Genomic DNA, 14,647 nt, shown 5'->3' on the forward strand with positions numbered 1-14,647 from the left:
AACATCTCATGATTAAATCAAAAATCGTGCTGTTATCAGCACTGGTTTCCTGCGCCCTGATTTCAGGCTGTAAAGAAGAAAATAAAACGAATGTCTCCATCGAGTTTATGCATTCTTCGGTGGAACAGGAACGCCAGGCGGTAATTAGTCAGTTAATTGCGCGTTTTGAAAAAGAAAACCCAGGCATCACTGTTAAACAAGTGCCGGTGGAAGAAGATGCCTATAACACCAAAGTCATCACCCTTTCCCGTAGCGGCTCGCTGCCGGAAGTGATCGAAACCAGCCATGACTACGCGAAAGTGATGGACAAAGAACAGCTTATCGATCGCAAAGCGGTTGCTACGGTCATCAGTAATGTCGGTGAAGGCGCGTTTTATGACGGCGTTCTGCGGATTGTGCGCACCGAAGATGGTAGCGCCTGGACCGGTGTTCCTGTCAGCGCATGGATTGGCGGTATCTGGTATCGCAAAGATGTGCTGGCAAAAGCCGGGCTGGATGAGCCGAAAAACTGGCAACAGTTGCTGGATGTCGCACAGAAACTGAACGATCCGGCGAATAAAAAATACGGTATTGCACTGCCGACGGCAGAAAGCGTACTGACGGAACAATCGTTCTCTCAGTTTGCGTTATCCAATCAGGCCAACGTTTTTAACGCCGAAGGCAAAATCACCCTTGATACGCCGGAGATGATGCAGGCGCTGACCTATTACCGCGACCTTGCTGCCAACACCATGCCGGGTTCTAACGACATTATGGAAGTGAAAGACGCCTTTATGAACGGCACCGCGCCGATGGCGATTTACTCCACCTATATCCTTCCGGCTGTGATTAAAGAAGGTGACCCGAAAAATGTCGGTTTCGTGGTGCCAACCGAGAAAAACTCGGCGGTCTACGGCATGTTGACCTCGCTGACCATTACCGCCGGGCAAAAGAGCGAAGAGACGGAAGCGGCAGAAAAATTTGTCACCTTTATGGAGCAGGCGGACAACATTGCCGACTGGGTGATGATGTCGCCAGGCGCGGCGCTGCCGGTGAACAAAGCGGTTGTGACGACTGCCACCTGGAAAGATAACGACGTGATTAAGGCGCTGGGAGACTTGCCGAATCAGTTGATTAGCGAACTGCCAAACATTCAGGTCTTTGGTGCGGTAGGGGACAAAAACTTTACCCGCATGGGCGATGTGACGGGGTCTGGTGTGGTGAGTTCAATGGTGCATAACGTCACCGTGGGGAAAGCCGATCTCTCAACCACGCTGCAAGCGAGCCAGAAAAAGCTGGATGAACTGATCGAACAGCACTAATCCCAGGACAGGAATCCGCAATGAACAGGCTTTTTTCAGGTCGTTCCGATATGCCCTTTGCGCTGCTGCTTCTCGCGCCCAGCTTATTACTGCTGGGCGGTCTGGTGGCGTGGCCAATGGTGTCGAATATCGAAATCAGTTTTTTACGTCTGCCGCTCAATCCCAACATCGAGGCAACGTTTGTTGGGGTGAGCAACTATGTGCGTATTCTCTCCGATCCCGGCTTCTGGCACTCGCTGTGGATGACGGTCTGGTATACCGCGCTGGTGGTGGCAGGTAGCACCGTGCTCGGCCTGGCGGTGGCGATGTTTTTCAACCGCGAGTTTCGCCTGCGCAAAACCGCGCGTTCGTTGGTAATCCTCTCCTACGTAACGCCGTCCATTTCGCTGGTGTTCGCCTGGAAATACATGTTCAACAACGGCTACGGCATTGTGAACTACCTCGGCGTCGATCTTCTGCATCTCTATGAGCAGGCGCCGCTGTGGTTCGATAACCCGGGCAGTAGTTTTGTGCTGGTGGTGCTGTTCGCCATCTGGCGCTACTTCCCGTATGCCTTTATCTCGTTTCTGGCGATTTTGCAGACCATTGATAAATCGCTGTACGAAGCGGCAGAGATGGACGGCGCGAATGCCTGGCAACGGTTTCGCATCGTCACGCTGCCCGCGATTATGCCGGTCCTGGCGACGGTGGTGACTCTGCGTACCATCTGGATGTTCTACATGTTCGCTGACGTTTATTTGCTGACGACCAAGGTCGATATTCTCGGCGTCTATCTCTACAAAACCGCCTTTGCCTTTAATGACTTAGGGAAAGCGGCGGCGATCTCAGTGGTGCTCTTCATCATTATTTTCGCTGTCATTCTGCTGACCAGAAAACGGGTGAACCTCAATGGCAACAAATAAACGCACACTCAGTCGCATCGGTTTTTACTGCGGGCTGGCGCTGTTTCTCATCATCACGCTGTTTCCGTTTTTTGTGATGCTGATGACCTCGTTCAAAAGCGCGAAAGAGGCGATCTCGCTGCATCCTACGCTGCTGCCACAGCAGTGGACGCTGGAGCATTACGTCGACATTTTTAACCCGGTGATTTTCCCGTTTGTCGATTATTTCCGTAACAGCCTGGTGGTGTCGGTAGTTTCATCCGTGATAGCAGTATTTCTCGGCATTCTCGGGGCTTACGCGCTTTCCCGCCTGCGCTTTAAAGGGCGAATGACCATCAACGCCAGCTTTTACACGGTGTACATGTTCTCCGGCATTTTGCTGGTGGTGCCGCTGTTCAAAATCATCACCGCGCTTGGCGTTTACGACACCGAGATGGCGCTGATCATCACCATGGTGACGCAAACCCTGCCTACCGCTGTGTTTATGCTGAAAAGCTACTTCGACACCATCCCCGATGAAATCGAAGAAGCGGCGATGATGGATGGCCTCAACCGGCTGCAAATCATCTTCCGCATCACGGTACCGCTGGCGATGTCCGGGCTGATATCCGTGTTCGTCTACTGCTTTATGGTGGCGTGGAACGACTATCTGTTTGCCTCGATTTTCCTCTCCAGCGCCAGCAATTTCACTTTACCGGTAGGCCTGAACGCGCTGTTCAGTACCCCTGATTACATCTGGGGCCGAATGATGGCGGCCTCGCTGGTGACCGCATTGCCGGTGGTGATTATGTATGCACTTTCGGAACGTTTTATTAAGAGTGGTTTGACCGCCGGTGGCGTGAAGGGCTAAAGCGGCCAGTTTCTTGACAAGGAGTTTTACATGAAAAAGTTAGTAGCCACAGCACCGCGCGTTGCTGCGCTGGTGGAGTATGAAGACAGGGCGATTTCAGCCAATGAAGTGAAGATCCGCGTGCGGTTCGGCGCGCCGAAACACGGGACGGAAGTGGTCGATTTTCGCGCCGCCAGCCCATTTATCGATGAAGACTTTAATGGCGAATGGCAGATGTTCACCCCGCGTCCGGCAGATGCGCCGCGCGGCATTGAGTTTGGCAAGTTCCAGCTTGGCAACATGGTGGTTGGCGACATTATCGAGTGCGGCAGCGAGGTTACCGACTACGCGGTGGGCGACAGCGTATGCGGCTACGGCCCGCTTTCCGAAACGGTCATCATTAACGCGGTGAATAACTACAAACTGCGCAAAATGCCGCAAGGTAGCTCGTGGAAAAACGCCGTCTGTTACGACCCAGCGCAGTTTGCCATGAGCGGCGTGCGCGATGCCAACGTGCGCGTGGGCGATTTTGTGGTGGTAGTCGGGCTTGGCGCGATTGGTCAAATTGCCATTCAACTGGCAAAACGCGCTGGCGCGTCGGTGGTGATTGGTGTCGATCCTATCGCTCATCGCTGTGATATTGCCCGTCGCCACGGGGCGGATTTCTGCCTTAACCCCATTGGCACGGATGTAGGCAAAGAGATTAAAACGCTGACCGGCAAGCAGGGTGCCGATGTGATTATCGAAACCAGCGGCTACGCCGACGCGCTGCAATCGGCACTGCGCGGCCTGGCTTATGGCGGCACCATCTCGTATGTCGCATTTGCCAAACCATTTGCCGAAGGTTTTAACCTCGGACGCGAAGCGCATTTCAACAACGCCAAAATTGTCTTCTCTCGTGCGTGCAGTGAACCGAACCCGGATTATCCGCGCTGGAGCCGCAAGCGTATTGAAGAAACCTGCTGGGAACTGCTGATGAACGGTTATCTCAATTGTGAAGATTTAATCGACCCGGTGGTGACCTTTGCTAACAGCCCGGAAAGCTACATGCAGTATGTCGACCAGCATCCGGAACAGAGCATCAAAATGGGCGTAACTTTTTAATTCTAAGGACGGAAAAATGAAAATCGGCACACAGAATCAGGCCTTCTTTCCGGAAAATATTCTGGAGAAATTTCGTTATATCAAAGAGATGGGTTTTGATGGTTTTGAGATTGACGGCAAACTGCTGGTCAACAATCTCGAAGAAGTCAAAGCAGCGATCAAAGAAACCGGTTTACCGGTGACCACTGCCTGCGGCGGCTATGACGGCTGGATTGGCGACTTTATCGAAGAGCGTCGTCTTAATGGTTTAACGCAGATCGAGCGCATTCTTGAGGCGCTGGCGGAAGTGGGCGGCAAAGGTATTGTCGTTCCAGCAGCGTGGGGCATGTTTACCTTTCGCTTACCGCCGATGACCTCGCCGCGCAGCCTGGACGGCGATCGTCAAATGGTGAGCGATTCCCTGCGTTTCCTGGAGAAGGTAGCCGCGCGTACCGGAACGGTGGTGTATCTCGAACCGCTAAACCGCTATCAGGACCACATGATCAACACGCTCGCCGATGCTCGTCGTTACATCGTCGAAAACAACCTTAAACATGTGCAGATTATCGGCGATTTCTATCACATGAACATCGAAGAGGATAACCTGGCGCAGGCGCTGCATGACAACCGTGACCTGCTTGGTCATGTGCATATTGCCGATAACCATCGCTATCAGCCGGGCAGCGGCACCCTCGATTTCCACGCGCTGTTTGAACAGCTGCGCGCCGATAACTATCAGGGCTATGTGGTGTATGAAGGGCGCATTCGGGCAGAAGATCCTGCTCAGGCGTACCGTGATTCTTTGGCCTGGTTGCGCACCTGCTAAGAGGTCTTTGTGAAAAGTGCAATGACAAGCTCTCCGCTGCGGGTCGCGATAATAGGCGCGGGCCAGGTGGCGGATAAGGTTCATGCTTCGTACTACTGCACCCGCAACGATCTGGAACTGGTGGCTGTCTGTGACAGCCGCCTTTCCCAGGCGCAGGCGTTGGCAGAGAAATACGGGAACGCATCCGTGTGGGACGATCCGCAGGCCATGCTGCTGGCGGTAAAACCTGACGTGGTAAGCGTCTGTTCACCTAACCGTTTTCATTACGAGCATACCCTGATGGCGCTGGAGGCAGGCTGCCATGTGATGTGCGAGAAACCGCCCGCCATGACACCAGAACAGGCGCGGGAGATGTGTGATACCGCGCGCAAACGGGGCAAGGTGCTGGCCTACGACTTTCACCATCGTTTTGCCCTTGATACGCAACAATTGCGTGAACAGGTGACCAACGGCGTTTTGGGTGAGATTTACGTCACGACCGCCCGCGCCCTGCGTCGCTGCGGCGTTCCCGGCTGGGGTGTCTTTACCAATAAAGAACTGCAGGGTGGCGGCCCGCTGATCGACATTGGCATTCATATGCTGGATGCCGCGATGTATGTGCTGAGCTTTCCGGCGGTGAAAAGCGTCACGGCGCACAGCTTTCAGAAAATAGGTACTCAAAAGAGCTGTGGTCAATTTGGTGAGTGGGACCCGGCAACCTACAGCGTCGAAGATTCGCTGTTTGGCACCATTGAATTTCATAACGGCGGCATTCTTTTGCTGGAGACATCATTTGCACTCAACATCCGCGAACAGTCGATGATGAACGTCAGCTTTTGCGGCGATAAAGCGGGAGCCACGCTGTTTCCGGCGCATATCTACACCGATAACAACGGTGAATTAATGACGCTGATGCAACGGGAACTGGCCGACGACAACCGTCATTTGCGCAGCATGGAAGCCTTTATCAATCACGTACAGGGCAAGCCTGTGATGATTGCCGACGCCGAGCAAGGGTACATCATCCAGCAACTAGTGGCGGCGCTGTATCAATCCGCAGAAACAGGGATGCGTGTGGAATTATGACCAGGCCAGTAACATTAACGGAACCCCAATTCAGCCAGCATACCCTGAATAAATATGCCTCATTAATGGCGCAGGGGAACGGCTATCTTGGGCTTCGTGCCAGCCATGAAGAAGATTACACGCGGCAGACGCGCGGCATGTATCTGGCAGGGCTTTATCATCGAGCCGGGAAAGGAGAAATCAACGAACTGGTGAATCTGCCAGACGTGGTGGGAATGGAAATTACCCTAAACGGCGAGATTTTTTCGTCATCCCGCGAAGCGTGGCAGCGTGAGCTTGACTTTGCCAGTGGAGAATTACGCCGCAGTGTTACCTGGCGCACGAGCGACGGCGCAGGGTTCACCCTTGAAAGCCGTCGCTTTGTTTCGACAGATCAACTGCCGTTGATCGCGCTGGAAATCAGTATTACCCCGCTGGACGCCGAGGCATCAGTGCTGATCTCAACAGGCATTAACGCCACGCAAACCAACCACGGTCGCCAGCATCTGGATGAAACCCAGGTCCGGGTGTTTGGTCAGCATTTGATGCAGGGGATCTACACCACCCAGGATGGGCGCAGTGATGTGGCAATCAGTTGCCACTGTCAGGCGAGTGGTGACGTTCAGCAGTGCTATACCGCAAAAGAGCGCCGTTTGCTGCAACATACCAGCGCGCAACTTCGCACAGGTGAAACACTGACCCTACAAAAGCGGGTGTGGATTGACTGGCGAGATGACCGACAAGCCGCTTTAGACGAGTGGGGCAGTGCGTCGCTTCGCCAGCTCGAAATGTGTACACAACAGAGTTATGACCAACTTCTTGCAGCATCGACAGAAAACTGGCAGCAATGGTGGCAGAAACGTCGTATCACGGTAAACAGTTGCGATGCGCACGATCAGCGGGCGTTAGACTATGCGCTTTATCATTTGCGTATTATGACGCCCGCCCATGACGAGCGTAGCAGCATTGCGGCGAAAGCCTTAACCGGCGAAGGCTACAAAGGCCACGTTTTCTGGGATACGGAAGTGTTCCTGCTGCCGTTCCATCTGTTTAGCGAACCGACGATTGCCCGAAGTTTACTGCGCTATCGCTGGCACAACTTACCGGGGGCGCAGGAGAAAGCGCGACGCAATGGCTGGCAGGGCGCGCTGTTTCCGTGGGAGAGCGCACGTAGCGGCGAAGAAGAAACGCCGGAATTTGCCGCCATTAACATTCGTACCGGGCTGCGGCAAAAAGTGGCCTCAGCGCAGGCAGAACATCATCTGGTTGCCGATATCGCCTGGGCGGTTATTCAATACTGGCAGGTAACGGGAGATGAAAGCTTCATCGCTCACGAAGGCATGGCGCTACTGCTGGAGACCGCAAAGTTCTGGATTAGCCGTGCGGTAAGGGTTAACGACCGTCTGGAAATTCATGATGTTATTGGGCCAGACGAATATACCGAACACGTTAATAATAACGCATACACCAGTTATATGGCCTGCTACAACGTCCAACAGGCGCTGAATATTGCTCGCCAGTTTGGCTGTAGCGACGACGCGTTTATTCATCGTGCCGACATGTTCCTCAAAGAGCTGTGGATGCCAGAAATTCAGCCCGACGGCGTTTTGCCGCAGGATGATTCGTTTATGGCGAAACCGGCGATAGATCTGGCGAAATACAAAGCGGCGGCAGGCAAACAAACCATTCTGCTGGATTATTCACGCGCAGAAGTGAACGAGATGCAGATCCTCAAGCAGGCCGATGTGGTGATGCTCAATTACATGCTACCGGAACAATTTTCAGCGGCCTCTTGTCTCGCCAATCTGCAATTTTATGAACCGCGCACCATTCACGACTCGTCATTGAGTAAAGCGATCCACGGCATTGTTGCCGCGCGTTGTGGCTTGCTTGCGCAGAGTTACACGTTCTGGCGCGAGGGGAGTGAAATCGATCTCGGTGCTGATCCGCATAGCTGTGATGACGGTATCCACGCTGCCGCAACTGGCGCTATCTGGCTGGGCGCGATTCAGGGTTTTGCCGGAGTCAGCGTGCGCGACGGCGAATTACATCTCAATCCGGCGTTACCTGAGCAGTGGCAACAGTTGTCTTTCCCTCTGTTCTGGCAGGGCTGCGAATTACAGGTCACTCTCGACGCGCAGCGTATTGCGATTCGAACTTCTGCGCCCGTTGCACTGCGGTTGAACGGTCAGCTTATTTCCGTGACTGAAGAATCTGTTTTCTGTTTGGGTGATTTTATTTTGCCCTTCAATGGGACCGCTACCACACATCAGGAGGATGAATGAAACTACAAGGGGTAATTTTCGATCTGGATGGCGTGATCACCGACACCGCACATCTGCACTTCCAGGCGTGGCAGCAGATTGCCGCTGAAATCGGCATCAGCATCGATGCGCAATTTAACGAGACGTTAAAAGGGATCAGCCGCGATGAGTCCCTGCGGCGCATTCTGCAACACGGGGGCAAAGAGGGCGACTTTAACGTGCAAGAGCGGGCGCAACTGGCGTATCGCAAAAATCTGCTCTACGTCCACTCACTGCGCGAACTGACGGTTAACGCTGTTCTGCCGGGAATTCGGCCTTTGCTGGCAGATCTTCGGGCGCAAGGCATCCCGGTAGGGCTGGCCTCCGTCTCTCTGAATGCCCCAACAATTTTAGCGGCGCTGGAGCTGCGCGAGTTTTTCACCTTCTGCGCGGACGCTTCCCAACTTAAACACTCGAAACCGGATCCGGAAATCTTTCTCGCCGCCTGTGCCGGGCTGGGCGTGCCTCCACAGGCCTGCATTGGCATTGAAGATGCGCAGGCGGGCATTGACGCCATTAACGCCAGCGGTATGCGCTCGGTGGGGATCGGCACGGGCTTAACCGGGGCGCAACTGTTGCTGCCCTCAACGGAATCTCTGACCTGGCCGCGGTTATCGGCCTTCTGGCAAAACGTATAGCAAAGGAATCAACATGGCACAGCTTTCGTTACAACATATTCAAAAAATCTACGATAACCAGGTGCATGTGGTGAAGGACTTCAACCTGGAGATTGCCGATAAAGAGTTCATCGTGTTTGTCGGTCCGTCGGGCTGCGGTAAATCGACGACGCTGCGTATGATTGCCGGGCTTGAGGAGATCAGCGGCGGCGATCTATTGATCGACGGCAAACGAATGAATGACGTTCCGGCCAAAGCGCGCAATATCGCGATGGTTTTCCAGAACTACGCGCTGTATCCGCATATGACGGTCTACGACAACATGGCGTTTGGCCTGAAGATGCAAAAAATCGCCAAAGAGGTGATAGATGAGCGGGTTAACTGGGCTGCGCAAATCCTTGGCCTGCGTGAGTACCTGAAACGCAAGCCGGGTGCGCTTTCCGGCGGGCAACGCCAGCGTGTGGCGCTTGGACGGGCGATTGTGCGCGAAGCGGGCGTGTTTTTAATGGATGAACCGCTCTCTAACCTGGATGCCAAGCTGCGCGTACAAATGCGCGCGGAAATCAGCAAACTGCATCAGAAACTGAACACCACCATGATCTACGTGACCCACGATCAGACCGAAGCGATGACCATGGCGACGCGGATTGTCATTATGAAGGATGGGATTGTTCAGCAGGTCGGTGCGCCGAAAACGGTCTATAACCAACCGGCGAATATGTTTGTTGCCGGATTTATTGGGTCACCAGCAATGAATTTTATTCGCGGCACGATCGATGGCGATAAATTCGTTACGGAAACGCTTAAATTAACCATTCCCGAAGATAAATTAGCGGTTCTGAAAACGCAGGAAAGTTTGCATAAGCCCATCGTGATGGGAATACGCCCGGAGGATATTCATCCGGATGCGCAAGAGGAAAATAACATTTCCGCCAAAATTAGCGTGGCGGAATTAACCGGTGCGGAATTTATGCTCTACACCACGGTTGGGGGGCACGAGCTGGTGGTCCGTGCCGGTGCGTTAAATGATTATCATGCAGGAGAAAACGTCACTATTCATTTTGATATGACCAAATGTCATTTCTTTGATGCAGAAACGGAAATAGCAATTCGCTAAATACAGGGGGAAGGCATTCCCCCAGGATAATACAAGGAACAATAATGAAAAAGTTATTACCCTGTACCGCACTGGTGATGTGTGCGGGAATGGCCTGCGCACAGGCTGAGGAAAAAAACGACTGGCACTTTAATATCGGCGCGATGTACGAAATAGAAAACGTCGAGGGTTATGGCGAAGATATGGACGGGCTGGCAGAGCCTTCCGTCTATTTTAATGCTGCCAACGGGCCGTGGAGAATATCGCTGGCTTATTACCAGGAAGGGCCGGTAGATTATAGCGCAGGTAAACGTGGAACCTGGTTTGATCGCCCGGAACTGGAAGTGCATTATCAGTTTCTCGAAAGCGATGATTTCAGTTTCGGCCTGACCGGTGGTTTCCGTAACTATGGTTATCACTACGTTGATGAACCGGGTAAAGACACGGCAAATATGCAGCGCTGGAAAATCGCGCCAGACTGGGATGTGAAACTGACTGACGATTTACGTTTCAACGGTTGGCTGTCGATGTATAAATTTGCCAACGATCTGAATACGACCGGTTATGCTGATACCCGTGTCGAAACGGAAACGGGTCTGCAATATACCTTCAACGAAACGGTTGCCTTGCGGGTGAACTATTATCTCGAGCGCGGCTTCAATATGGACGACAGCCGCAATAACGGTGAATTCTCCACGCAAGAAATTCGCGCCTATTTACCGCTGACGCTCGGCAATCACTCGGTAACACCGTATACGCGCATTGGGTTGGATCGCTGGAGTAACTGGGACTGGCAGGATGATATCGAACGTGAAGGCCATGATTTTAACCGTCTTGGTTTGTTTTACGGTTATGATTTCCAGAATGGTCTTTCCGTTTCGCTGGAATACGCGTTTGAGTGGCAGGATCACGATGAAGGCGACAGCGATAAATTCCATTATGCAGGTGTCGGTGTGAATTACGCGTTCTGATAATGTGCTAAATTGCCGGATGCGGCGCGCGCCTTATCCGGCCTACATTCGATACTTATTTCAACGTCATATGTGTGGCAACGGTAACATTTTGCGATGACGGTTTTCCGGCAATTAAGCGGAATAATAACTCACAGCTTTGTTGACCTAACTCCTGCGTCGGAACATCGATACCGCCCGGTGCAGGCGTTAAAATAAACGACAACGTTTCATTGCTATAACCCACTACCGCTAACTGCTGCGGAATGGCCAGATTTTTCTCTGCCGCCGCACGATAAATGCTCATTAATTTCAGGCTGTCAGTGGCAAACACCGCCTCAGGCAACGGTGACTGACTTAATAATTGCCGTGCGGCTTTTAATGCTGTTTCATGGGTGTAACCGCCATCAACAATCCATTCATCGCGCACTGCAATATTATGCTCAGACAGACTTTGCTTATAGCCATTGACGCGATCAACCGAAACATGAACATCAAGCGGAGCATGCAGGCAGGCAATATTTTTATGTCCATTTTCAATTAGCGCATCGGTCAGCGCAATACTGTCGCCAAAATTATCGGTGTCGACAGAATAAACATGGGCATATTCACCTTCAACTTTGCCAATTACTACCACCGGAATATCGTATTTATCGAGTTGGGCGAAAAAAGACTCATCTGCTGGCGAACTTAGCATAATAATGCCTTTAATCATTTTCTGCTTAATTTTGCTTTCACATTTTTGTAAGTCTTCAGCCGGGTTGTGCGACGTCTGCAATATCACGTCGAAACCCTCATCTTCCGCTTTGGCGGTAATGGCATGCAAAACTTCGGAGAAAAACGGGTTACCCGCCGTAGTTTTGGTCGAGCGGGTAGAAATCACCATAATGGCATCAAAGCCCGAAGAGGTCAGCGCGCGGGCCAGCTTGTTTGGCTGATACTGTAATTCTTCAATGGCCCGTAACACTTTTTCGCGCGCTTCCGGGGAGATATTGGTTTGCTTATTCAGCACGCGTGATACGGTGGATTTTGATACGCCGGCAACCCTGGCAATATCATAAATAGTAGGGGACATAGGTCAGGAACTCCGTCCGAACGTGAATGCTGCACATCTTATGGAGTTCGCCTCAAGATGACAACACGGGCAGTTGATAATCAAGGGCATGGCCCCCACATTCATATTCTTAAACACGATTTTTCTGGTCTTCAGAGCAGCACAGGACAGCAATGAAGCGACTAAAAAATGAATTCAACGCGCTGGTGAATCGGGGTGTCGACAGACACCTGCGCCTCGCTGTAACCGGACTTAGCCGCAGCGGCAAAACCGCGTTTATCACCGCGATGGTGAACCAGCTATTAAGCCTGCATGCCGGGGCGCGTTTGCCGTTGCTGAGCGCAGTACGGGAAGAGCGTCTGATCGGTGTCAAGCGCGTGCCGCAACGTGATATGGGCATTCCGCGCTTTACCTACGATGAAGGGCTGGCGCAGCTGTATGGGCAACCGCCGACCTGGCCTACGCCTACGCGTGGCGTCAGTGAAATTCGCCTGGCGTTACGTTTTCGCTCCAATGAATCGCTTTTACGCCACTTTAAAGACACGTCGACGCTGTATCTGGAAATTGTCGATTACCCCGGCGAATGGCTACTGGATTTGCCAATGCTGGCCCAGGATTACCTGAGCTGGTCGCGACAGATGACCGGCTTGTTACAGGGGCAACGCGGCGAGTGGTCTGCGCATTGGCGTAAGCTGTGCGAAGGGCTCGACCCGCTGGCACCTGCCGATGAAAATCGTCTGGCGGCGATTGCTCAGGCGTGGACCGATTACCTCCATACCTGTAAACAGGAAGGACTGCACTTTATTCAGCCGGGGCGCTTTGTGTTGCCGGGTGATATGGCGGGTGCGCCTGCGTTGCAGTTCTTCCCGTGGCCGGATGTCGATGGCGTCGGCGAGGCAAAATTGGCACAGGCCGATAAACATACCAATGCGGGTATGCTGCGCGAACGTTTTAACTACTATTGCGAAAAAGTGGTGAAAGGCTTCTATAAAGAGCATTTTCTACGCTTTGACCGTCAGATTGTGTTAGTCGACTGCCTGCAGCCCCTTAACAGCGGGCCACAGGCCTTCAATGATATGCGTCTTGCCTTAACGCAGTTAATGCACAGTTTTCACTACGGTCAGCGCACGCTGTTCCGTCGGCTGTTCGCGCCCGTTATTGACAAGCTGCTGTTTGCCGCCACTAAAGCGGATCACGTTACCGTCGATCAGCACAGCAACATGGTGTCGTTGCTCCAGCAACTGATCCAGGATGCCTGGCAAAACGCGGCCTTTGAAGGCATCACGATGGATTGCCTGGGGCTGGCGTCGGTTCAGGCGACGCAAAGCGGGCTGATTGAGGTGAACGGAGAGAAGATCCCGGCGCTACGCGGTCACCGACTCAGCGATGGTCAGCCGCTCACGGTTTATCCGGGGGAAGTCCCCGCGCGTTTACCGGGACAAGCGTTCTGGGATAAGCAGGGTTTTCAGTTTGAAGCGTTTCGTCCGCAGGTAATGGATGTTGACCAGCCGCTTCCGCATATTCGTCTTGATGCGGCGCTGGAATTTTTGATTGGAGATAAATTGCGATGAACGAACCGTTAAAACCGCGCATCGATTTCGACGGCCCGCTGGAAGCGGAAAAAAGCGAACAATTCCGGCAGTCACAAACCTTCGCTGATGATGTGGCAGACAAGTTTGCACCTGCGGTGCTTGATGAAACCCTGCCGGAAGAAGGCCAGGCGGAAGCGGTTGTAGAATCAGTGCTGCGCCCTAAGCGCAGTTTGTGGCGCAAGATGGTGACTGCCGGGCTGACTATCTTTGGTATTAGCGTGGTGGCGCAGGGCGTACAGTGGACGATGAATGCCTGGCAAACGCAGGACTGGGTGGCGCTAGGCGGTTGCGCTGCCGGGGCGCTGATTGTCGGCGCGGGTGTGGGGTCGGTGGCAACAGAATGGCGGCGCTTATGGCGTTTACGCCAGCGTGCGCAGGAGCGGGATGAAGCCAAAGAACTGATGCAGAGTCACGGTGTCGGCAAGGCGCGCGCGTTTTGTGAAAAACTGGCGCAACAGGCGGGAATCGACCAGGCGCATCCGGCACTTCAACGCTGGTATGCGGCTATCCACGAAACACAAAACGATCGTGAAGTGGTGAGCCTTTACGCGCATCTGGTGCAACCGGCGCTGGATGCACAGGCGCGGCGGGAAATCAGCCGCTCAGCGGCGGAATCTGCCATGATGATTGCCGTCAGCCCGCTGGCGCTGGTGGATATGGCGTTCATCGCCTGGCGCAATTTGCGTTTAATTAATCGTATCGCCACGCTTTACGGCATTGAACTGGGCTATTACAGCCGTCTGCGCCTTTTCAAACTGGTGCTGCTCAATATCGCTTTTGCCGGGGCCAGTGAACTGGTGCGCGAAATCGGTATGGACTGGATGTCGCAGGATCTGGCGGCGCGGCTTTCCGCCCGTGCCGCGCAGGGGATTGGCGCCGGGTTGCTGACTGCACGCCTGGGCATTAAGGCGATGGAACTGTGTCGTCCACTGCCGTGGATTGACAACGATAAACCCAAGCTCGGCGATTTCCGTCGTGAGTTAATTGGTCAACTTAAAGGCGTCGTTCAAAAGAGCGGCGCGAAGTAACCTTTTCCAGGCCGACGACGCGTCGGCCTGTACAGATTTCCTC

At 53.2% G+C, this 14,647-nt stretch carries 13 protein-coding genes; 12 read left to right on the forward strand and 1 reads right to left on the reverse strand.

All coding sequences use genetic code 11. From position 1 onward, the window contains the following. The first annotated feature begins 8 nt into the window (after nt 1-8). From NMC31_RS08490 to ompG, 10 genes are read left to right on the forward strand one after another with little or no spacing between them, the layout of a single operon-like run. Nucleotides 9-1,301 carry an ABC transporter substrate-binding protein gene (locus NMC31_RS08490; protein ID WP_000597475.1) on the forward strand — a complete coding sequence of 431 codons (1,293 nt, stop codon included), beginning with the start codon at nt 9-11 and terminating at the stop codon, nt 1,299-1,301. 20 nt (nt 1,302-1,321) lie between these two features. Continuing rightward, nucleotides 1,322-2,203 (forward strand): carbohydrate ABC transporter permease, encoded by an 882-nt coding sequence (locus NMC31_RS08495; RefSeq protein ID WP_001080777.1) that lies wholly within the window; start codon nt 1,322-1,324, stop codon nt 2,201-2,203. After that, on the forward strand, nt 2,190-3,032 hold the full coding sequence (locus NMC31_RS08500; RefSeq protein WP_000224670.1) for a carbohydrate ABC transporter permease: 843 nt from the start codon (nt 2,190-2,192) through the stop codon (nt 3,030-3,032). The genes NMC31_RS08495 and NMC31_RS08500 overlap by 14 nt, the downstream gene beginning before the upstream one ends. Nucleotides 3,033-3,062: 30 nt before the next feature. Further along, on the forward strand, nt 3,063-4,115 hold the full coding sequence (gene ycjQ, locus NMC31_RS08505) for a D-guloside 3-dehydrogenase (RefSeq protein ID WP_181202506.1): 1,053 nt from the start codon (nt 3,063-3,065) through the stop codon (nt 4,113-4,115). 16 nt (nt 4,116-4,131) lie between these two features. Next, the gene (ycjR, locus tag NMC31_RS08510; RefSeq protein ID WP_253897619.1) at nt 4,132-4,920 is read left to right on the forward strand and encodes a 3-dehydro-D-guloside 4-epimerase; all 789 of its coding nucleotides are present in this window, start codon (nt 4,132-4,134) and stop codon (nt 4,918-4,920) included. A 9-nt stretch (nt 4,921-4,929) separates the two neighbouring features. Beyond that, nucleotides 4,930-5,985 carry a D-glucoside 3-dehydrogenase gene (ycjS, locus tag NMC31_RS08515; RefSeq protein ID WP_253897620.1) on the forward strand — a complete coding sequence of 352 codons (1,056 nt, stop codon included), beginning with the start codon at nt 4,930-4,932 and terminating at the stop codon, nt 5,983-5,985. Beyond that, nucleotides 5,982-8,249: a glycoside hydrolase family 65 protein gene (locus NMC31_RS08520; RefSeq protein WP_253897621.1), complete on the forward strand. Its 2,268-nt coding sequence runs from the start codon at nt 5,982-5,984 to the stop codon at nt 8,247-8,249. The genes ycjS and NMC31_RS08520 overlap by 4 nt, the downstream gene beginning before the upstream one ends. Further along, a complete protein-coding gene (gene pgmB, locus NMC31_RS08525) occupies nt 8,246-8,905 on the forward strand; it encodes a beta-phosphoglucomutase (protein WP_253897622.1) in 660 nt (219 codons plus the stop codon). Before NMC31_RS08520 ends, pgmB begins: the two co-directional genes overlap by 4 nt. Before the next feature lie 13 nt (nt 8,906-8,918). Beyond that, complete coding sequence (locus NMC31_RS08530) at nt 8,919-10,001, forward strand: ABC transporter ATP-binding protein (protein ID WP_000057969.1); 1,083 nt, start codon at nt 8,919-8,921, stop codon at nt 9,999-10,001. A 44-nt stretch (nt 10,002-10,045) separates the two neighbouring features. Further along, complete coding sequence (ompG, locus tag NMC31_RS08535; protein ID WP_000735245.1) at nt 10,046-10,951, forward strand: monomeric porin OmpG; 906 nt, start codon at nt 10,046-10,048, stop codon at nt 10,949-10,951. A gap of 55 nt (nt 10,952-11,006) precedes the next feature. On the opposite strand, the gene NMC31_RS08540 is transcribed toward ompG, so the two are convergent. Then, the gene (locus tag NMC31_RS08540) at nt 11,007-12,005 is read right to left on the reverse strand and encodes a LacI family DNA-binding transcriptional regulator (RefSeq protein WP_253897623.1); all 999 of its coding nucleotides are present in this window, start codon (nt 12,003-12,005) and stop codon (nt 11,007-11,009) included. A 152-nt stretch (nt 12,006-12,157) separates the two neighbouring features. On the opposite strand from NMC31_RS08540, the gene NMC31_RS08545 reads away from it, so the two are divergent. Both NMC31_RS08545 and NMC31_RS08550 read left to right on the forward strand, forming a co-directional pair. Next, the gene (locus NMC31_RS08545; protein ID WP_253897624.1) at nt 12,158-13,555 is read left to right on the forward strand and encodes a YcjX family GTP-binding protein; all 1,398 of its coding nucleotides are present in this window, start codon (nt 12,158-12,160) and stop codon (nt 13,553-13,555) included. Continuing rightward, nucleotides 13,552-14,604, forward strand: coding sequence for a YcjF family protein (locus NMC31_RS08550; RefSeq protein ID WP_253897625.1), 1,053 nt, complete (start codon nt 13,552-13,554; stop codon nt 14,602-14,604). The genes NMC31_RS08545 and NMC31_RS08550 overlap by 4 nt, the downstream gene beginning before the upstream one ends. Nucleotides 14,605-14,647: the final 43 nt, after the last annotated feature.

The sequence above is a fragment of the Pseudocitrobacter vendiensis genome, assembly GCF_943590815.1.
GTDB classification, from domain to species: Bacteria; Pseudomonadota; Gammaproteobacteria; order Enterobacterales; family Enterobacteriaceae; genus Pseudocitrobacter; species Pseudocitrobacter vendiensis.

Bases quoted from the DNA above. Each gene is read 5' to 3' on its own strand.
- NMC31_RS08490 (WP_000597475.1), top strand. From the start codon at position 9: ATGATTAAATCAAAAATCGTGCTGTTATCAGCACTGGTTTCCTGCGCC.
- NMC31_RS08495 (WP_001080777.1), top strand. From the start codon at position 1,322: ATGAACAGGCTTTTTTCAGGTCGTTCCGATATGCCCTTTGCGCTGCTG.
- NMC31_RS08500 (WP_000224670.1), top strand. From the start codon at position 2,190: ATGGCAACAAATAAACGCACACTCAGTCGCATCGGTTTTTACTGCGGG.
- ycjQ (WP_181202506.1), top strand. From the start codon at position 3,063: ATGAAAAAGTTAGTAGCCACAGCACCGCGCGTTGCTGCGCTGGTGGAG.
- ycjR (WP_253897619.1), top strand. From the start codon at position 4,132: ATGAAAATCGGCACACAGAATCAGGCCTTCTTTCCGGAAAATATTCTG.
- NMC31_RS08520 (WP_253897621.1), top strand. From the start codon at position 5,982: ATGACCAGGCCAGTAACATTAACGGAACCCCAATTCAGCCAGCATACC.
- pgmB (WP_253897622.1), top strand. From the start codon at position 8,246: ATGAAACTACAAGGGGTAATTTTCGATCTGGATGGCGTGATCACCGAC.
- NMC31_RS08530 (WP_000057969.1), top strand. From the start codon at position 8,919: ATGGCACAGCTTTCGTTACAACATATTCAAAAAATCTACGATAACCAG.
- ompG (WP_000735245.1), top strand. From the start codon at position 10,046: ATGAAAAAGTTATTACCCTGTACCGCACTGGTGATGTGTGCGGGAATG.
- NMC31_RS08540 (WP_253897623.1), bottom strand. From the start codon at position 12,005: ATGTCCCCTACTATTTATGATATTGCCAGGGTTGCCGGCGTATCAAAA.
- NMC31_RS08545 (WP_253897624.1), top strand. From the start codon at position 12,158: ATGAAGCGACTAAAAAATGAATTCAACGCGCTGGTGAATCGGGGTGTC.
- NMC31_RS08550 (WP_253897625.1), top strand. From the start codon at position 13,552: ATGAACGAACCGTTAAAACCGCGCATCGATTTCGACGGCCCGCTGGAA.